The sequence below is a fragment of the Sphingopyxis sp. KK2 genome, from assembly GCF_001990265.1.
In the GTDB taxonomy this organism is placed as follows: domain Bacteria; phylum Pseudomonadota; class Alphaproteobacteria; order Sphingomonadales; family Sphingomonadaceae; genus Sphingopyxis.
On record NZ_LYVN01000036.1, the window covers coordinates 1 to 18,608 of the forward strand.

An 18,608-nucleotide genomic window follows, 5' to 3' on the forward strand; every position below is an offset into this window, starting at 1 on the left:
GCCGAGCCGGCGATGGCAAGGCCCGCGGTGCCCGCGCCGAGCGCGGCGAGCGTGTGGCGGCGGCTGACGGGGGTGGAAAGGCTGTGATGCACGCGGCGCTCCCTTGCAACTTTGTTTCTTGTGAAACCTGTCTAGGCGGCGCCGCGCGCGGGTCAACGAAAAGGGGCCGGGAAAGCCCTTGGCTCCCCGACCCCGGTCGAAAATTGTCGCGCGTTGGTCAGTCGGTGAGGTCGGCGGGCACGGTGCCGCCGTTCGCCGCGAGTTCGCGCATCACCGCCTTGCGCAGCCAGATGTTCATTTCGGCGCTGCCGTCGAGTTCGCCGGTATAGCCGAGCTCGGTCGCCAGCTCCTTGCGGTTGGCGAGGCTGGGGTCGATGCCGACGAGCTTCATCAGGTCGACGATCGAGCTGCGCCAGTTGAGTTGCTGTCCGGCGCCCGCGGCCTGCGCCGACAGGATCGCCTCCACATCGACCTCGCTGATCGCGACGGGAGCTGCGGGAACGGGTTGCGGCGCAGCGGGCGCGACGGGCGCATCCGCAATGACCGGCGCCGCGACGGGCGGTGGTGCGGCCTCCGCCTTCTTGCCGAAGATCGCGTCCTTGATCGAACTGAAGATACCCATGGCGATGCTCCCATCATGGCGGCGGCACCGACCCCGGGACTGGAGTCGCATGCGCCGCGGATCCGATATGGGCGGGCGAGGTGACGGCCCGATGGCTCTCGCCCGCGCACCTTGGCTCAACGCATGCGGGCGCGGTTCGATCCGCCCGCCCGGCGGGTCCGGGCGCGGCGGATCACGCTGCCTTCAGGCGCAGTTCCTGGCGGAAATCCTCGTCCACCCCGATGCGGCTTCGCATCGGGGTGACGGCGGCATCGCTGTCGCCGTCCCCTTCCTCGAACAGCGCGCACGCGGCTTCGCCGCCGCGCGCCAGACTGTAACGCTGCGCGATCTGCCCGGTCGGGCGGAAGCCCAGCTTGCGCAGCACCGCGCCCGAGGCCGGGTTGTCGACGAAATGCCCGGCGGTGAGCCGCGGCAGGTTCATCGCGCGCGCGATGCGGATCAGCTGGCGTCCCGCCTCGGTCGCGAAACCCAGTCCCCAATAGGGGCGGGCGATCCAGTACCCCATCTCGAGCGTACCGTCAGGCGCGGGCGAGATGCCGCAGCCGCCGACGAGGCGCGGCGAACCGCCGGTGCGGCTGAAGATCAGGAAACGCGGCTCGGCGGGGTTGATCGGCTTGGCGAGGAATTCCATCGCCTGCTCCTCGCGATACGGCCAGGGCGCGGTCGCGAGGTTGCGGACCACGCCTTCCTCGCCGATCGCGCGCGCCAGCGCGGGTGCGTCCTCCTGCCAGCCGGGCCGCAGCAATAGTCTTTCGGTTCGTGCGAACATTTACGTCACTCCCATTTGCCTGTCGCCGTGGCGCCAGATGGTGACGCTTTGACGACAGTCGATAGTGAGGGAGATGATCGGCCCGATTTTCGCGCCCATCCGCTAGCGCACGGATTTCGGGCAAGAAAAAAGGGAGATCGGGGGTGACCCGTCTCCCTCTTTTCGAACTTTGTTCCCACCTTGCGGGTGGAAAGGACCGTTCCGGGTCATCCCTTGCGGACGACCCTGGGAATCGTCCTATTCTGCGGCTTCCGCCATGGCGTCGACCGACACATATTTGCGGCCAAGCTTGCCGTCGTGGAATCGGACGCGGCCGTCCGCGACTGCGAACAGCGTGTGGTCCTTGCCCATGCCGACGTTGACGCCCGGGTACACCTTGGTGCCGCGCTGGCGCACGATGATGTTGCCGCCGATCACTTCCTGACCGCCGAACTTCTTCACGCCAAGGCGACGGCCGGCTGAGTCGCGACCGTTGCGCGAAGAACCGCCTGCTTTCTTATGTGCCATGACCTAAACTCCTTGTTTCGCTTGAGGGGCCGAGCTGCGTTGCCGCGCTCAGGCTTCCTTCTTGGGGGCTGCCTTCTTGGCAGCGGGCTTCTTTTCGGCGGCAGCTTCGGCCTTGGGCGCGGCGGCCTTCTTCGGCGCAGCAGCCTTCTTCTCGGCGGCCGGAGCGGCAGCAGCTTCTTCAGCCTTCGGGGCCGGAGCGGCGGCTTCCTTCTTCGGCGCGGCCTTCTTGGCTTCGCCGACGGCGAGGATGCGCAGCAGCGTCAGCGACTGGCGGTGGCCGTTGCGACGGCGATAATTGTGCCGGCGGCGCTTCTTGAAGACGATGACCTTTTCGCCGCGCGTCTGGGCGATGATCTCGGCCGAAACGACGAGGCCGTCGGCGCTCTTCACTTCGCCGCCGTCACCGGCCAGCAGGATGTCGCCCAGCGACACGGTGTCGCCAGCTTCACCGGCGATCTTCTCGACGGCGATCTTGTCTCCAGCGGCGACGCGATACTGCTTGCCGCCCGTGCGCACGATTGCGAACATGGTCTTCCATCCAATCAGAAACTAAAACACCCGCGCTGCCAGTCACCCGCCGAAGCAGGCGAATTTTCCGGCAAGCGGGAAAGTCAGGCCCACTAGCGAGCGAGGGCCGAGCTGTCAACCGCATATTTCCGTGCTTTTGCGGCTTTTTACCGGTGGGCGGCGATTCGCGCCCGACCGGCCGATTCGGTGCTTGCTGGTCGGCGCCGCGCCCCATATCAGGGACGGCGATGACGCGCACCGCCTTTCTCGTCCCGGCCATCGCCGCTCTGCTGTCGCTTCCGGCCTGTGCTGCGGCGCAGTCGCCCGCCGCCCCGTCGCTCGCCAAGCGCGCAGTCGAGGGCCGGCTGAACGTCGCGCCGACCCCGGTCGTCGTGCCGCCGCCGGGGCCGCTTCCCGCCGATCTCGCGGGCCGTCTCGCGCGCTGGGAATCGGACGGCGTCGCCGGCCAACAGGCGTTTGCCGCCGAGCGCGATGCGACCGCGCAGCTGGTCGGCGCGGCCGCGGGCGCGCCGGTCGCCAGCGAGCGCTGGGTCGTCGCCGAACAGGCGATCTCGCGCCTGACCGCGTCGCGCGCGCCGCTCACCGGCGCGCTTGCCGACATCGAACGCCTCTATATCGAACGCAGCGTCGACGAGGCAATCGACGGCCTGCCCGACATCTATGCGCTGCGCGACCGTCTGTCGGACATCGTCTCGGGGCAGGATGCGGTGCTGCAGGCGCTGAGCGCGCAGCTGCCGGGCGAATGATCCGCGCCTAGTTCAACCCGTGCTTCTTGAGCGCATGGCGAATCTGGTCGTAACTCAGCCCCAGCGCCTCGGCCGCGATCTTCTGGTTGAAGCGGCAGCGCGCCATGGTGTCGGACAATATCTGCTTCTCATAGGCATCGACCGCCGCGCGCAGGTCGCTCACCACCCCTGACGGCGGTGCCGCCGGAAGCGCAGGCGTATCGGGCGATGCGGGCGCGGGCGCCTCGGCCTTCGGCGTGGCCTTGCGTGCCGCAGGCTGCCAGGGGCTCGCAAAGGGATCGAAGCTCAGCGCATCGACGGGTTTTTCGGGGTCGGCCCAGCGATAGATTGCGCGCTCGATGACGTTGCGCAGCTCGCGGACATTGCCGGGCCAGTCGTGCCCCTCCATCGCCGCGAGCGCGCGCGGGCCGAAGCCCGGCCATTCGTCCCATCCGAGCACCGCCGCCATGCGCTGCCCGAAATAGGTCGCGAGCACCTCGATATCGCCTTCGCGTGCGCGCAACGGGGGCAGGGTGATGACCTCGAACGACAGCCGGTCGAGAAGGTCGGCGCGAAAGCGGTTGTCGTCGACGAGCGCAGGCAGATGCTCGTTGGTCGCCGCGACAATGCGCACATCGACGCGGATCGGGCGCGACGAACCGACGCGGGTGACCTCGCCATATTCGACCGCGCGCAGCAGTCGTTCCTGCGCCCCCATCGACAGCGTCGCAAGCTCGTCGAGGAACAGCGTGCCGCCATCGGCCTCCTCGAATCGCCCCGCGCGCGTCTTGGTCGCGCCGGTGAAGGCGCCCGCCTCGTGCCCGAACAGCTCGCTCTCGATCAAAGTCTCGGGCATCGCGGCGCAGTTCATGATGACATAGGGCCGGTCCCACCGCGTCGACAGGCGGTGGAGGCGCTCGGCGATGAGCTCCTTGCCCGTCCCGCGCTCGCCGATCACCAGCACCGGACGGTCGAGCGAGGCGGCGAGGCTCGCGCGCTCGACCGAGTCCTGAAAGGCGACCGACTGGCCGATGAATTGGCTTTCGCGCTCCATTCCCAATGATTGGCAAATTTTCCCGCTGATTGGCAAGGTAAATCGGTGTGTGGTGCCATTTCACAGTGAAGTTGCGCGCTTTTCCGCCGCTATCGGCAATTGGCACGCTCTCTGCATTACGTTTATCGAACCGGCGCAGCACGCACCGGTGCAGCGAAAAAGGGACTGACGACCATGAAACCGATTTTTGCCCAGACGACCACTTTCGCGCTCAGCGCGATCGGCGCCCTGGCCATTCTCGTCGGCGTGATCGACCAGCCCCAAGTCGCCTTCGGCATCGCCGCTTCCCCGGGCGGCATGGCGATCGCGGCCGCTGCAGCCACCCCGGCGGTCAGCCAGATGGCTTGACCGGCACTGGTGCCGGGGCACTCTCCCCCCTTGCCCCGCCCCGGCACCAGCATTTTTCAAACACGCAAGACGTTTCGATCAGGAGTTTAGTCAAATGGGTATTTTCTCACGCACCCGCGACATCATCGCCGCCAACGTCACCGACCTGCTCGACCGGGCCGAAGATCCCGAAAAGATGATCCGCCAGATCATCTTCGAGATGAACGAGACGCTGGTCGAGGTCCGCGCTTCCGCCGCCCGCACCATCGCGGACCAGAAGGAAATGCGCCGCCACATCACCAAGCTCGAAGGGCTGCAGGACAGCTGGAAGGAAAAGGCCGAACTCGCGCTGTCGAAGGACCGCGAAGACCTCGCCACCGCCGCGCTCGTCGAAAAGCAGAAGGCCGGCGACATGGCCGAGCGACTGAAGGCCGAGATCACCGTGCTCGACGACTCGCTGAAGGGTTATGAGAACGACATCGCCAAGCTGCAGAAGAAGCTCAGCGAAGCGCGCGCGCGCCAGTCGAGCGTTTCGACCCGCCTCGAAAGCGCCGAGAATCGCTACAAGCTGCGCGAAATGACCAGCGGCGACCGCGTCGAAGACGCCTTCTCGCGCTTCGAAACGCTCGAGCGCCGCGTCGACGAGGCCGAAGGCCGTGCCGAAGCCGCGGGCCTGGGCTATAAGAAGTCGCTCGACGAGGAATTCGCCGACCTCCAGGCCGCCGACAAGGTCGCCGAGGAACTCGCGGCGCTCAAGGCCGCGCAGGGCAAGAACTAAGGAGCCGGACCGATGGAAGAAGTGATTATCGTCCCGATCGTCATCGGCACACTCTTCCTCGGTCTGCCCTGGCTCATCCTCCACTATGTCACCAAGTGGAAGCAGGCCAAGACGCTGACCGGAGAAGATGAGCAGCTGCTCGACGAACTCTATGACACCGCCCGCCGGCTCGAAAACCGGCTCCACACCGTCGAACGCATCATCAGCGCCGACCATCCCGATTTCCGCCCCGCGGTTCGCAGCGATGAAGATTTGGCGCAACTCGAAAACCCGAGCAGGAGGAACTGAGATGTCTGCCAGCCGCACCAAATTCTACCTCGACAAGCAGAACGCCAAATGGAGCGGCGTGTGTTCGGGGATCGCCGACTACAGCGGGGTCGATGTGCTCTGGGTCCGCGTCGGCGCCGTGCTGCTCACGCTGATGGGCGGCTTCCCCTGGACGCTGATCGCCTACTGGATGGTTGCCTGGATGGGCACGCCGAAACCCTTCGCGCTCTATGGCTCGAACGAGGAAGCGAAATTCTGGCAGGGCGTGCGTTCGAACCCGACCGCCTCGACCCGCGACATCCGCTCGCGCTTCCGCGACATCGACCGCCGGCTCGCCGACATCGAACTCTACTACACCAGCCACAACCGTCGGCTCGCCGACGAGATCGACAGCCTGCGCTGAGCGCGGCTGACGGCAACAGGGAGAAGACCAATGAATTTCGGTGGTACCGGTTTCGTTCTCGCGATCATCGCCTTGTCGATCGTCGGCTGGATGTTCACCACCTGGACCCGCGCCAAGCACGGCTATCCGGTTGAAAATGAATGGGGTGGCACGGTTCATCGAACCGACCCCGACGCTGATCGAAAAATCGCGCTGCTCGAAGGCGACAATGCCAAGCTCGCCGACAAGATCGTCCGGCTCGAAGAGCGGATCTCGGTTCTCGAACGCATCGCGACCGAAAACAACGGCCAGGCCGCGCAGCTCGCCGACCAGATCGACCGGCTGCGCTGAGGGGACACGACATGAATCTCGATTTTCTGAACGCCATCGCCCCCGTCGCAGCGATCATCGGCCTCGCCAGCGTCGGCGGATGGGTCTTCACCACCTGGCTCCGCGTCAAGAACGGCTACCCGCTCGAAAACAGCTGGGGCAAGGCGGTCTACCCCAAGACCGGCGACGAGGCGATGGAACGCGTCAAGCTGCTGAGCCAGGAAAATGCCCAGCTCCGCGCCGAACTGGGTTCGGTCAAGGACCGCCTCGCGGTGATCGAGCGCATCGTCACCGACGAAAGCGGCCGGCTGGCGAACGAGATCGAGGCGCTGCGGCGCCCCGCGAACTGAGGAGTTGAACGATGAGCGGCGGATTTGTCCTGGGCTTTTTCTTCATCGTCGTCGGACTTCCGGTGATCTTCGGGATCGGCTTTGCCGCCTATGAGCGCCACCTGAAATTCAAGGAGCGCCAGCTCCAGGCGATCACCAGCGAGACGGCGGAAAAGGCGGCGCAATATGCGGCGCACACCGAACGGCTCGAACAGCGTGTCCGCGTCCTCGAACGCATCGTCACCGACAAGGGCGTCGATGTCGCCGAAGAAATCGAAAAGCTGCGCGACGCGCCGCTCAACTGAGACAGTTAATTAGGGAAGGAGCCCGACATGGGTCCGTTTGAAATGGTCGTCGGCATCGTCCTCATCGTGACGATCGGCGGCATCATCAAGGCCAAGCACGGCATCCGCCGCGACAATCGTGGCAATGAATATTTCGTCGGCAATGCCGCCGACAAGGAAGAGACCAAGGCGCTGCTCGCCGAAATCCGCGCGCTCAAGGACCGTATCCAGGTGCTCGAACGCATCGCCACCGATAACAACCGCGCCGTCAGCCTCGACGAGGAAATCGAACGGCTGCGCGACCGCTCGCAAATCTGAACGCCGATAAGGGAGCCCCGCTCATGGCCTTCATCACCCCCGACCTCACCGCCGCCGCCGTGGCCCTCTCGGCCCTTGCCATCGTCAGCATCGTGGCGCTGCGCGGCTGGCGCGACTGGATCCAGCTCAAGCGCGAGGAACTCGCGGCGGGCCATGCCCCGATGGCGCAGGACGCGCATGTCCCGAACGCCGGGTCGCGCATCGAAATCGCCGACCTCAAGGAACGGCTGCGCAAGCTCGAGGCGATCGCTGCGGGCGTCGACCTCTGAAGCCGTCGCCCCGCAGGGGGGCGACGGATCAGGGCTGGCGCTCCCCCTTTTCACCAGGCGCCAAATCTGTCAGGGCCGCCGCCATGCGCAGCCTCGACGATATTTTCGAAGAATATGACTTTCTCGACGGCGACGATCGCTATCGCCTGCTGATCGATCTCGGTCGCACGCTCGATCCGATGCCCGACGCGCTCAAGACCGATGCGACGCTGGTGCGCGGCTGTTCGGCGAGCGTCTGGGTCTATCCCGTGCCCTCCGACGACGGCGCCCTGCATTTCCTCGCCGACAGCAATGCCGCGATCACCAAGGGCATTGTCGCGCTCGTTCTCGCCGCGGTGCAGGACCGGCCGGCGGCCGAAGTCGCGACGATGGACGTCGCCGCCGCGCTCGCCCGCTTCGACCTGACGCGCCAGCTGTCGTCGAACCGCACGCAGGGCGTCCCCAACATGATCGCGCTCGTCCAGGACACCGCCCGGCGTATCGCCGCGGGCTGAATGGCAGCAGTCGGGCGTTTGCCGACCCATCTGACCTGATCCCCGGCGAAGGCCGGGGTCCATGGCGTGATGACGCGACGCCGGCCTTCGACCGCTCTGGGTCCCGGCTTTCGCTGGGGATCGGGACTCTTTGCCTCTTCGTCGTCCCGGGGCTCGACCCGGTGTCCCGCTGATCGACGGTGCCAAGCGAGAGCCCGGATCAAATCCGGGGTGACGATCATGGAACCTTCGCTTCCCACCCCTTAGCCGCCAAAGAAAAGGGCGCGGGAGTTTCCTCCCGCGCCCCGATCTGTCCGGTCTGTCCTACGATCAGAATTCGTACGACACGCCAACCTTCAGGCGCCAAATCGACGAACTGATGTTGACCAGGTTGTCGGCGTCGAATGAATTCAGGCCAGCAGCACTGGTGAAGATGTACTTGCCGTCGGCATCGACACCGCTCACGGTTGCGATGTCCTGACGACCCGCGAAATCGCGGCGACGCTGAACGTTCCAGTCCTTGTCGAGGAAGTTCAGGAAGTTGTCCATCGTGGCATAGAGCTTGATCTTGTCCTTGCGGCCAAACAGGTTGCCCGGCCCGGGCAGTTCCTGCGAGAAGGACAGGTCGACGTCGAAATACCAGTCGTTCGAGCAGGTGTTGCGTGCGATCGTCTGGCCCATATATTTCTTGGCGCAGCCGAGGCCGCTCGCGAAATCGGCGACCGCCTGGGCAACGCCCGCGGTCGACAAGGGCGAGACGTTCGGATCGGTGGCGCCCGTCGGGATATAGGCGAGCGCATTGTCGGTACCCGACGCATTGTCGTTGAACACCGAGCCGCCGGTGAAGGTCAGGCTGTACGGACGACCCGAACGCGCCACGAAGGTCGCACCAAGACGCGTGCCCAGATCGCCGAAGAAGGTTTCCTCGAACGACGTCGACAGCGTGATGTTGTGGCGGCTGTTGAAGAAACCACGCGAAGCTGCGGGGTTCTGACGATCGAACGCGGCGGTCTGGTCATAGTTCGACCCCGCGGTCGAGTTGTACATGTTCCGGCGATCCTGCGAGTCCGAGAAGGCATAGCCAAAGCTGAAATAGGCCGAACCACCGTCGGTGAAGATGCCGCCGTCGAAATTCTTCGACAGCAGGAACGACGCCGAATGGCTGCGGAAGCTACCGCCGTTCGTCAGCATCAATTCGTCTTCGCGACCGGTGGTGAAGCAGGCCGCAGTGACGCCGCTGTACACCGGCGTCGGCGTGATGCCGACCAGCTTGGCGCTGCAACCCGCGTTCAGCGGATCGATCGTCACATACATCGGGCGTCCGTCGATCGCGAAGGCCGGGCGCGTGCCGCCGCGCGGATCGGGAACCTGGCTCAAATCGACGATCGTGTAGGCGTCACGATATTTGCTGTAGATATAGTCGGCGTTGAAGTTCCAGCCGCTGAAGAAGCCCGAGGGAGCGAAATTCAGTTCCGACGAGAAGCCGATGTTGGCGCGCAGCACCGACGGGATCTTGATGTCGGGATCGATCGACTGGGTGAAGCCCTGACCGCGCGCGGCCGAGGCCGAAGCGGCCGAGACGAAGCACGACGGCACGCCCGTGAACTGGCCGTTGACGACGACATCGATCTGGCCGGTGGGGCAGCCGGCAGCGCCGGTGGTGCCCTGTGCAAAGGCGCTGCCGTCGTTCTGGAAGGCGTTGCCGAACCACACGAGCGGATCGCCGCCCGAGAAGATGCCGACGCCGCCACGCAGCTGCGCCCGGCTGAACACCGCGAAATCGTCCATGTCATAGGTCAGCGCGAGGCGCGGCATCACGATCGGCGCAAGGTTGCTGAAGCCCGTGTTGTTGGGGATGCCGTAACGCTGCTGGAACACCGGATTATAGTCCGGACGCCCACCGTCATACCAATCGACCCGGACACCCGCGACGGCGCTGAGCGCGTCGTTGATCTGCCATTCGTCCTGCGCGAAGACCGAATAGAGGCTGCGGTTGAACTGCGCTGCTGCGCTGTTGATGTCGCCGGTCGCGGTGACGTTGCCGAACGCGCCGAAGGTGCAACCGTTGACGACGTTGACCGGGGTGGTCGTGGTGGTCGGGGTGGTGCAGAGCGGGTTCGCGCCGGCGGGGCGGACGCCCGGCGACAACAGGCCCGCGCGCAGGTCGTCGATGTTACGGAACACCAGCGTGTTCGTCGCATTCTGGACGAACAGGTTGAACAGGTCTGCGCGGTTCAATTCGCCGCCGACCTTCAGCGTGTGGTTGCCGACTTCGAGCTTCGCGACCGCGCGATACTGGTCGATCGTGGTCTGCAGATCATTCGCCGAACGCGACGTGCCGGGTCCGGCGAGGACGGTGCCATCGGTGCCGGTCGGGTTGTCGATGCCGACGATGAAGCGCGGGATCGGATTGGCCGACTGGGCTTCGCCGCCACCGACCGGGTCCTGCAGATCCTGCACTTCCGAGCGCGAGTAGCGGATTTCGGTCGAGAAGCTCTCGTTCCACTGCGAATAGAGACGACCCGAATAATAGTTCGATTTGGTGCCGCTCAGATAATAGGTGTTGAGGCCGATAGCCTGCGGCGAGTTGCCCGTGAAAAGGTCGTCGGGACGGATCACCGATTCCTCGAGCCGCTGATAGGTCAGCTCAAGGCGATGCTGGTCGTTGATCTGCCAATCGAGGCGACCGAAATAGCGGTCGTTCTTGAACGGACGGTTGGTCACCAGCGGGCCCGTTTCGACGCCATAGACGCTGCTCAGCACATCCGAAATAGCATTGAACTGCTCGACGCTGATCCCGGTCTGGCCGGTGCCGACACCGGTCGGATTGTTGTCCTGCGACTGGCCCGCTTCCTGATGCTCATAGGCGCCAAAGATGAACAGCTTGTCCTTGATCAGCGGACCGCCGGCCCACACGCCCCAGCGCTTGTCGGGCTTGATCGGGGGAACGGGGGTGCCAGGCAGCTTGTCGCCGCGCATGCCGTTGTCCGAATATTCGAAGAAACCGCCGAAACGATAATCGTTGGTGCCCGATTTGGTTACGACGTTGACGGCGCAACCGGTGAACTGGCCATAGTCGACGTCGAACGGTGCGAACTGGACCTGCGTTTCGCGAACCGCGTCATAGGGCAGCGGGGTCGACGAGCGCGACGAGAAGCCGGTGTCGTTCAGGCCGTAAACGTCGCCCTGGCTGATGCCGTCGACGGTGAAGGCGTTGCCGCGGTCGTTGCCGCCAAGGCACGAGATGCGGTCGACGCCCGAGCCGCCGTCATCGCGGTCGAGGCTGACGCGCGGGTCGAGGCGGATGATGTCGCGAACGTCGCGGTTGAAGCTCGGCGCGTTGGCCAGGACTTCGGCGGTAAAGCTGGTGCCCGGGCCGACGGCGAGCTGGGTCACGCGAACGCGCGAACCGGTGACGACGATTTCGCCGCCGCCCGACGACAGCGAGAAAGTCAGCGACGTGTTGCCCTGCAGCGTGGTGTAAACGTCGTTGATCGACTGGCCTTCATAGGCGCCGGCGTTGACCGATACGCTGTAGGGTCCGCCGGTAACCAGGCCGGAGGTGACGAAGCGGCCATCGGCGCCGGTGGTGAGCGTGCGTTCCGCGCCCGTGCGAGTGTCGGTAACGACGACCGTCGCGCCGCCGATCGGCGCGCCGTTGTCGTCGTTGACCTGGCCCTGGATGCCGGTGGTGATCTGCTGCGCCTGCGCCGGCGCCGCAACGACGGTCGCGACGCTGATAGCCATAAGGCTAGCGGCGATCGAATAACGAAGTTTCATGTCAGGATGTCCCCTTTGGTGTGCATTCGGCGGGCGCACGATCTGGGGCGCGCCTCAACCTGCGAGCGCCCCTGAAGCCCGCATGTGGCACGATTGTGACAGCAATTGTGACAGTGCAAGCCCGGGTCCGGCCGCGCGCGCGGCGCGGCATCGGAAAACGGGGGTTTTCCGGTTTCAGCGGAAACTTATCCACAAGCCGCGGTGCGTTTTTCCCGGGGACTGTTGCTGCAATGCAACATCGTCGGCGCGCGCTTTTGCGGCGCGCGCCGCGACTCAGGCGGCGTCGCCGGCCTCTTTCGCCTTGTCGGCATAGACGCGCACGGGGTCCTTGCGGCCCTCGACGACATCCTTGTCGACGACGATCTCGACCACGTCGGTCAGGTCGGGCAGGTCGAACATCGTGTCGAGCAGGATCGCCTCGACGATCGAGCGCAGCCCGCGCGCACCGGTCTTGCGTTCGATCGCCTTTTTGGCGACCGCAACCAGCGCGTCGTCGGTGAAGGTCAGCACGACCTCTTCCAGATCGAACAGCTTGCGATACTGCTTGATCAGCGCGTTCTTGGGTTCGCCCAGGATCTTGACCAGCGCATCGATGTCGAGATCCTCGAGCGTCGCGATGACCGGCAGGCGGCCGACGAATTCGGGGATCAGCCCGAACTTCAGCAAATCCTCGGGCTCGATATTCTTGAGCACTTCGCCCTGGCGGCGCTCGTCGGGGCCGGCGACATGCGCACCGAAGCCGATCGACTTGCCCTGCAAGCGGTCGCCGATGATCTTTTCGAGGCCGCTGAACGCGCCGCCGGCGATGAACAGGATGTTCGTCGTGTCGACCTGCAGGAATTCCTGCTGCGGATGCTTGCGCCCGCCCTGCGGCGGCACCGACGCGGTCGTGCCTTCCATCAGCTTGAGCAGCGCCTGCTGCACGCCTTCGCCCGACACGTCGCGGGTGATCGACGGATTCTCGGCCTTGCGGCTGATCTTGTCGATTTCGTCGATATAGACGATGCCACGCTGCGCCTTTTCGACATTATAGTCGGACGACTGGAGCAGCTTGAGGATGATGTTCTCGACATCCTCGCCGACATAGCCGGCTTCGGTCAGCGTCGTCGCATCGGCCATGGTGAAGGGCACGTCGAGGAAGCGCGCAAGCGTCTGCGCGAGCAGGGTCTTGCCGCTGCCGGTCGGGCCGACGAGCAGGATGTTCGACTTCGCCAGTTCGACATCGTCGCCGCGGCCCGAATTGGCGAGGCGCTTATAGTGGTTGTGCACCGCGACCGACAGCACGCGCTTGGCGACATTCTGGCCGATCACATAATTGTCGAGGTGCTGGCAGATTTCGAGCGGGGTCGGCACCGCGCCGTCCTTGCGCGCGGCGACGCCGCCCTTGATCTCCTCGCGGATGATGTCGTTGCACAGTTCGACGCATTCGTCGCAGATGAAGACGGTCGGCCCGGCGATCAGCTTGCGCACTTCATGCTGCGATTTGCCGCAGAAGGAGCAATAGAGGGTGCTCTTGCTGTCGGAGCCAGAGAGCTTGGTCATAAAATTCCTTTTGGGGTCGGACGAATTGTCGTCGGACCCATGCTGGCATCGCCCCCGCTGGCGACGCCGTCGATTATCCTAGCCCGCGTCCCCCACATTACAATATGGCAATTGGGTGACATGGGTACAATGTCCCGGCTAGCGGCGGGCGGCGAACGCGACGTCAAGAAACGCGGTTACCGCGATCTTGCCGCCCGTTCGCCTGTGTCGAATCAGGGCGTCGGGCCTTCGCTGACGTCCTTGGGCGCGTCGTCGCCCGGCGCGCCGGGGCGGCGGTCGTACACCTGGTCGACCAGGCCGAAAGCCTTGGCTTCGTCGGCCTCGAGGAAGGTGTCGCGGTCCATCGCCTTTTCGATCTCTTTCAACGACTTGCCGGTATATTTGACGTACAGGTCGTTCATCCGCTTGCGGATGCGCAGGATTTCCTTCGCCTGGATCTCGATGTCCGACGCCATGCCGCGCGCGCCGCCCGACGGCTGGTGGATCATGACGCGGGCATTGGTCAGCGCGACGCGCATGCCGGGTTCGCCGGCGGCGAGCAGGAAGCTGCCCATCGACGCCGCCTGGCCGATGCACACGGTGCCGACGCGCGGACGAATATATTGCATCGTGTCGTGGATCGCCATGCCCGCGGTGACGACGCCGCCCGGCGAGTTGATGTACATCCAGATGTCCTTCTTCGGATTTTCCGATTCGAGGAACAAGAGCTGGGCGGTGATCAGCGAAGCCATATTATCCTCGACCTCGCCGGTGACGAAGATGATCCGTTCGCGCAGCAGGCGCGAGAAAATGTCGAAGCTGCGTTCGCCGCGGCTCGTCTGCTCGACGACGACGGGAACCAGGGCGGCGAGCGGGTCGATCATGGAAAATTCGTCCTTCATTGTCCGGGATGCCGCGCCGGAGAATCCGGCGGGCTGCCCCTCGGCGCCCTACATCGGCGGCAAGGCGAAGCGTTTCAAGGGGGCAAATCGGACCGATCGCGTCCCGAAGCACGATCGCGCCGATGCGATTCGGGGGCCGCGAGGGGCGCGCAGCCCCGCGCGATTATATTCGAAAGGTCACAAAGGTCACACCACGTCCCCCTTCTCTTCGACCTGCCCGGCGGCGCGGGCGCGCGCCGGGGTCGGAAGCGAAACGGATGATCGGCGGATCATATCGGGAACGCTATCGCGACGGAATAAAGTAGGAAAGCGGAAAAATCGTGGCGGGCGTTGGCGGGGTGCAATGGCGGTCCTTGGGGTGGAGAGCGGGCCTGTAGCCCTCTCGCCTTCAGGGGAGAGGGTCGGGAGAGGGGGACGCGTCCAATCCCCTCTCAACTCCGGCTAGCCGGTAAACCGGCAAGCCTGCGTATCTCTCCCCTGAAGGGGAGAGAGCGGGACGTCCCGGCCTTCTCTTCTACCCGCAAGCCGTATCTTCGTCCGTTTACCCGGCCCCAAAAAGAAAGGGGCGGGAAAGTCCCGCCCCTGCTGATTCCTGTCGGTCGGCGTCAGTCGCCTTCGCCGGGCTCGGCCGAGAAGAGATTCTCGAACTTGCCCTCGACGCCCTTGAACTCGTCGGCGTCGGGCGGGGTGTCCTTCTTGACCGTGATGTTCGGCCATTCGGCGCTGAACTTGTTGTTGAGCTCGAGCCATTTCTCGAGGCCGCTCTCGGTGTCGGGCAGGATCGCTTCGGCCGGGCATTCGGGTTCGCACACGCCGCAGTCGATGCATTCGTTCGGGTTGATGACGAGCATATTCTCGCCCTCATAGAAACAGTCGACGGGGCACACCTCGACGCAGTCCATATATTTGCAGCGGATGCAGGCGTCGGTGACGACATAGGTCATGGGTATCGGCTCCCTTTGAAGGCGGCGTCCTCGCCGTCCGTCAGATGCGTTTCCAGCGCCTCTAAGCCGCGCGAAGCGGGCGCGTCAACGCTAAGCGACTGTTGCGAATCACTCTCACCGGATAGCCGCTTCGCGCCCTATTCGCGGCACAGCTTTTCTCGCGCCGTCGATAGTTCAGCTGGCGGCGGGCAGTTCGGGTTCGAGCCGGACGTAACAGGCCTGTGCCTCGGGCGCGGGGCCGCGGCGCAGCGGCAAGGCGAGCAGGCGGATCACCTCGATCCGCTCGCCGACCGGCAGCACGATCGTCTCACCGGCATGGACCGCCGCCGATGCGCGCGTGACGCGGCGGCCGGCAACGCGGATATGCCCCGCCGCGACCATCGCCTGCGCGATGCTGCGCGAGCGCGCGAAACGCAGGTACCACAGCAATTTGTCGAGCCTGATGCTCCCCGCTGCACCCGGCGCCGGCATCAGTCTTTCCGCGCGTCGGCGAGCATCGCGGCCAGGCCGGCAAAGGGGCTGTGCGGTGACGGACCGCGCCGTACCGGCCGCTCGGCGCGGTCGGGCCGGTCCTGGCGCGGGGGCGGCGTGCCGGGCTTGCCGCCCTTGCGCCTCTTGTCCTTGTGCGGCTTGCCGGGCGCGGCGGCGGGCTGGCTGGTCCTGGCGGCTGCGTCGGGCCGCGCCTGCTGCGGCCGTCCGCCCGTTTTCTGGCCGGGCTTCTGGCCCGGTTTGTGCGGATGCTTGGGACGCGGTTTCTTGTCGCGGCCGCGATGGCCCGACCAGCGCCAGCGGTCGAGTTCGGGCTCGCCGACGCCGCGGAATCCGAAAGCCTGGAGCAGCCCGCGCCGCGCCGCGGTATCGAGCCCCAGCGAGGTGGCGAGCGCCGGGTCGATGACGAACCCTGCGGGCGGCGGCACGGCGGCCACCTCATGCCCGCCATGGTCCTCGTCATGTTCGTCGCCGCCGGCGATCGGTGCCGCGGGCTTGGCATCGGCCTGCAGCCGCGCGGCATGCGCCTGCCGCGCCAGCCGTTCGGCCATGTCGATGCGCAGCCAGCCCTCGCCGCAGCGGCGAAAGCCCGCGATGCCGAGGCCGACGGCGGGGCCGTCCTTCTGCCACACCGCGCCGTGCGGCGGCAGCGCGGGCAGGCGGCCGCCGGGCTGCTGTGCGGCGAGCAGCCCGGCGGCCAGCGCACCGCCTCGGGCTTGAGCAGCAGCGGGTGGAACAGGTCGAGCGAGCCGATCGTCAGTCCGATCTTGCGGAGCAAGGGGCGTTCATCGGGGCTCATCGCGGCGAGCTGGTCGTCGACCCGGTCGCGCGCGACGAAGCCGCCGCCGTCGACCAGCGCCGCGAGCAGCGCGCGCACGCGCGGCGGGGTGAACAGATCGCCCGCGGCCTCGCCCATCGCGGCGAGCGGCGCGGCGTGGCGCGTCAGCTGCGCGGCGACGAAGCGCTGCAGCCGCTCGACGATCGCCTGGACCTGCGGCACCTCGAGCCGGCGCAGCGCCGGTTCGACGAGGATCGCGGGCTGGACCAGCGTCGGCCCCTTGGCGAGCGTCGCGACAACGTCGCCGTTCCACGCGATCCGCGGCGCTTCGCCCGCGACGCTGATCAGCGACAGCGCGCCGTCGTCGCCCTCGGCAAGCGCCGCGGCGCGGCGCGCCATCTCGGCGCGCAGATGCTTTTCGGCCGCCGCGAGCAGCAGGCGATGGTCGCTCGCGCGCGCCTTGGCATCGACCTTGAACTGGAATCCCTTGAGCGTGCCGATCGCCTCGCCGTCGACCGCGACGGTGCCGTCGGCACCGACCGCGACGGGCAAGGCGGCGCCGCGCTGCCCCGCATCGCGGATCAGGAGCGCGAGCCGCCGGTCGACGAAGCGCTGCGCGAGCGCCGCGTGCAGCGCGTCGGAGAGGCGCGTCTCGAGCGCCTGCGTCTGCGCGGTCCAGCCCGCCGCATCGGCGATCCAGTCGCCGCGCTGCGCGATGAAGCAGAGCGTGCGCACCGCGGCGATGCGGCTCGCGAGCTGGTCGATGTCGCCCTCGACGATGTCGAGCCGCGCCAGCTTGCGCGCGAACCAGTCGGGATCGATCATCCCGTCGCCGCTCGTCCGCCACTGCCACAGCTTGAATATGGTGCGGCTGTGATGCTCGGCGCCCAATTGTTCGAAATCGGGGAGGCCGCAGGCGTCCCACAGGCGCTGGACCGCGTCGAAATCGCTGCCGCGTGCGCGCACCTCCATGTCGCCCGCCAGATGCTTGAGCACGGCGAGGTCGACCGCTTCGGGCGCGGCGCGCAGCCGCGGATGCGACGGCGGCTGGGCAAGGTCGGCGAGCAATTGGTCGAGCGTCGCATAGCCCGGCGTCGGATTGCGCCAGTAGATGCTCTGCAGCGGGGGAAAATGATGTCCCTCGATCGCGTGGATTTCTTCGGGCGTGAAGCCGCCCTGCGGCAGGCCGACGGTGCCGAAGGTCCCGTCCTGCTGGTGCCGCCCCGCGCGCCCGGCGATCTGCGCCATTTCGGAAATCGTCAGTCGCCGCAGCCGCCGTCCGTCGAATTTCTGCAGGCTCGCAAAGGCGACATGCTGGACATCGAGGTTCAGCCCCATGCCGATCGCGTCGGTCGCGACGAGATAGTCGACCTCGCCCGCCTGGAACATCTCGACCTGCGCGTTGCGGGTGCGCGGGCTGAGCGCGCCCATCACCACCGCCGCGCCGCCCGCGAAGCGGCGCAGCATCTCGGCGATCGCGTAAACCTCCTCGGCCGAGAAGGCGACGACCGCCGAGCGCTTGGGCAGCCGCGACAGCTTGCACGATCCGGCATAGCTCAGGGTCGAAAAGCGCGGCCGGGTGATGATCTCGGCCTCGGGAACGAGGTCGCGGACGAGCCCGTGGATGCTCGCCGACCCCAGGATCATCGTCTCCTCGCGGCCGCGCGCGCGCAGCATGCGGTCGGTGAAGACATGGCCGCGTTCGGGATCGGCGCCGAGCTGCGCCTCGTCGATGCCGACGAAGGCGACGTCGCGCTCGATCGGCAGCGCTTCCATCGTGCCGAGCAGGTAGCGCGCGTCGGGCGGCATGATCCGCTCCTCGCCGGTGACCAGCGCGACATGGCGGTCGCCCTTGATCGCGACCACCCGATCGTAAACCTCGCGCGCCAACAGGCGTAGCGGAAAGCCGATCATGCCGCTCGACCGGGCGGTCAGGCGCTCGACCGCCAAATGGGTTTTGCCGGTGTTTGTGGGGCCAAGGACGGCCTTGACCGGGGTGGATGCGGGAGAAGACATTTTCTTGAGGGTCAAGCTGGCATGGCCCGCGCTGCGGTGCAACAGGCGATCGATGGATGGCGGGGCGAAAGCGTAAATTTATCGCCCCGTCTCGCCATGTCCCGCCCCCGCCACGGCCCGTCGCAACGCCTTTCGCGCCGCCGTCCATTAAATTGACTTTAACGGTCTTTCTTTACAGACGAACGGTCGGAAAATCATCGACGGCGCTGGCGCGGG

Annotated in this window: 21 protein-coding genes and 1 pseudogene; 11 read left to right on the forward strand and 11 right to left on the reverse strand. The window is 66.1% G+C overall.

Going from position 1 to position 18,608, the window contains the following annotated elements:
* Positions 1 to 217 precede the first annotated feature (217 nt).
* The 4 genes from B1A78_RS08270 to rplU form a co-directional block, all read right to left on the reverse strand.
* Entirely contained in the window at positions 218 to 622 is a 405-nt protein-coding gene (locus tag B1A78_RS08270; protein WP_077146496.1) for a DUF3597 domain-containing protein, read from the reverse strand.
* Between the two features lie 172 nt (positions 623 to 794).
* The gene (locus B1A78_RS08275) at positions 795 to 1,391 is read right to left on the reverse strand and encodes a GNAT family N-acetyltransferase (protein WP_077146497.1); all 597 of its coding nucleotides are present in this window, start codon (positions 1,389 to 1,391) and stop codon (positions 795 to 797) included.
* Between the two features lie 237 nt (positions 1,392 to 1,628).
* Entirely contained in the window at positions 1,629 to 1,898 is a 270-nt protein-coding gene (rpmA, locus tag B1A78_RS08280) for a 50S ribosomal protein L27 (protein ID WP_077146498.1), read from the reverse strand.
* 48 nt (positions 1,899 to 1,946) lie between these two features.
* The gene (gene rplU, locus B1A78_RS08285) at positions 1,947 to 2,426 is read right to left on the reverse strand and encodes a 50S ribosomal protein L21 (protein WP_077146499.1); all 480 of its coding nucleotides are present in this window, start codon (positions 2,424 to 2,426) and stop codon (positions 1,947 to 1,949) included.
* Positions 2,427 to 2,653: 227 nt separating this feature from the next.
* Here rplU and B1A78_RS08290 point away from each other — a divergent pair, with 227 nt between their 5' ends.
* On the forward strand, positions 2,654 to 3,172 hold the full coding sequence (locus B1A78_RS08290; RefSeq protein ID WP_077146500.1) for a hypothetical protein: 519 nt from the start codon (positions 2,654 to 2,656) through the stop codon (positions 3,170 to 3,172).
* A gap of 7 nt (positions 3,173 to 3,179) precedes the next feature.
* On the opposite strand, the gene pspF is transcribed toward B1A78_RS08290, so the two are convergent.
* The gene (gene pspF / locus B1A78_RS08295; RefSeq protein WP_077146501.1) at positions 3,180 to 4,205 is read right to left on the reverse strand and encodes a phage shock protein operon transcriptional activator; all 1,026 of its coding nucleotides are present in this window, start codon (positions 4,203 to 4,205) and stop codon (positions 3,180 to 3,182) included.
* A 174-nt stretch (positions 4,206 to 4,379) separates the two neighbouring features.
* Here pspF and B1A78_RS22615 point away from each other — a divergent pair, with 174 nt between their 5' ends.
* From B1A78_RS22615 to B1A78_RS08340, 10 genes are all read left to right on the forward strand, one after another.
* Complete coding sequence (locus tag B1A78_RS22615) at positions 4,380 to 4,553, forward strand: hypothetical protein (protein WP_179102011.1); 174 nt, start codon at positions 4,380 to 4,382, stop codon at positions 4,551 to 4,553.
* A gap of 94 nt (positions 4,554 to 4,647) precedes the next feature.
* Complete coding sequence (gene pspA, locus B1A78_RS08300) at positions 4,648 to 5,310, forward strand: phage shock protein PspA (RefSeq protein ID WP_077146502.1); 663 nt, start codon at positions 4,648 to 4,650, stop codon at positions 5,308 to 5,310.
* Positions 5,311 to 5,322: 12 nt separating this feature from the next.
* Complete coding sequence (gene pspB, locus B1A78_RS08305) at positions 5,323 to 5,598, forward strand: envelope stress response membrane protein PspB (protein WP_077146503.1); 276 nt, start codon at positions 5,323 to 5,325, stop codon at positions 5,596 to 5,598.
* A gap of 1 nt (position 5,599) precedes the next feature.
* Positions 5,600 to 5,980, forward strand: a complete 381-nt coding sequence (pspC, locus tag B1A78_RS08310; protein ID WP_056345403.1) for an envelope stress response membrane protein PspC — start codon at positions 5,600 to 5,602, stop codon at positions 5,978 to 5,980.
* A gap of 30 nt (positions 5,981 to 6,010) precedes the next feature.
* A complete protein-coding gene (locus tag B1A78_RS08315; RefSeq protein WP_077146504.1) occupies positions 6,011 to 6,310 on the forward strand; it encodes a hypothetical protein in 300 nt (99 codons plus the stop codon).
* 11 nt (positions 6,311 to 6,321) lie between these two features.
* Positions 6,322 to 6,639 carry a hypothetical protein gene (locus tag B1A78_RS08320; protein WP_077146505.1) on the forward strand — a complete coding sequence of 106 codons (318 nt, stop codon included), beginning with the start codon at positions 6,322 to 6,324 and terminating at the stop codon, positions 6,637 to 6,639.
* 11 nt (positions 6,640 to 6,650) lie between these two features.
* Positions 6,651 to 6,923 carry a hypothetical protein gene (locus B1A78_RS08325; RefSeq protein ID WP_077146506.1) on the forward strand — a complete coding sequence of 91 codons (273 nt, stop codon included), beginning with the start codon at positions 6,651 to 6,653 and terminating at the stop codon, positions 6,921 to 6,923.
* A 27-nt stretch (positions 6,924 to 6,950) separates the two neighbouring features.
* Positions 6,951 to 7,220 carry a hypothetical protein gene (locus B1A78_RS08330; RefSeq protein WP_077146507.1) on the forward strand — a complete coding sequence of 90 codons (270 nt, stop codon included), beginning with the start codon at positions 6,951 to 6,953 and terminating at the stop codon, positions 7,218 to 7,220.
* 23 nt (positions 7,221 to 7,243) lie between these two features.
* Complete coding sequence (locus B1A78_RS08335; RefSeq protein ID WP_077146508.1) at positions 7,244 to 7,489, forward strand: hypothetical protein; 246 nt, start codon at positions 7,244 to 7,246, stop codon at positions 7,487 to 7,489.
* 83 nt (positions 7,490 to 7,572) lie between these two features.
* Positions 7,573 to 7,983 (forward strand): SufE family protein, encoded by a 411-nt coding sequence (locus tag B1A78_RS08340; protein ID WP_077146509.1) that lies wholly within the window; start codon positions 7,573 to 7,575, stop codon positions 7,981 to 7,983.
* 309 nt (positions 7,984 to 8,292) lie between these two features.
* Here the strand turns inward: B1A78_RS08340 and B1A78_RS08345 are convergent, their stop codons facing one another.
* From B1A78_RS08345 to B1A78_RS08370, 6 genes and pseudogenes are all read right to left on the reverse strand, one after another.
* A complete protein-coding gene (locus tag B1A78_RS08345) occupies positions 8,293 to 11,709 on the reverse strand; it encodes a TonB-dependent receptor (protein ID WP_256837529.1) in 3,417 nt (1,138 codons plus the stop codon).
* 306 nt (positions 11,710 to 12,015) lie between these two features.
* Complete coding sequence (gene clpX / locus B1A78_RS08350) at positions 12,016 to 13,284, reverse strand: ATP-dependent Clp protease ATP-binding subunit ClpX (protein ID WP_077146511.1); 1,269 nt, start codon at positions 13,282 to 13,284, stop codon at positions 12,016 to 12,018.
* A 212-nt stretch (positions 13,285 to 13,496) separates the two neighbouring features.
* Positions 13,497 to 14,147: an ATP-dependent Clp protease proteolytic subunit gene (locus B1A78_RS08355; protein ID WP_077146523.1), complete on the reverse strand. Its 651-nt coding sequence runs from the start codon at positions 14,145 to 14,147 to the stop codon at positions 13,497 to 13,499.
* 623 nt (positions 14,148 to 14,770) lie between these two features.
* Positions 14,771 to 15,109: a ferredoxin FdxA gene (gene fdxA / locus B1A78_RS08360; protein WP_077146512.1), complete on the reverse strand. Its 339-nt coding sequence runs from the start codon at positions 15,107 to 15,109 to the stop codon at positions 14,771 to 14,773.
* Between the two features lie 174 nt (positions 15,110 to 15,283).
* Positions 15,284 to 15,490 carry a hypothetical protein gene (locus B1A78_RS08365; RefSeq protein ID WP_306171648.1) on the reverse strand — a complete coding sequence of 69 codons (207 nt, stop codon included), beginning with the start codon at positions 15,488 to 15,490 and terminating at the stop codon, positions 15,284 to 15,286.
* An 89-nt stretch (positions 15,491 to 15,579) separates the two neighbouring features.
* Positions 15,580 to 18,392 (reverse strand): annotated as a pseudogene (locus B1A78_RS08370) (helicase-related protein).
* Positions 18,393 to 18,608 lie beyond the last annotated feature (216 nt).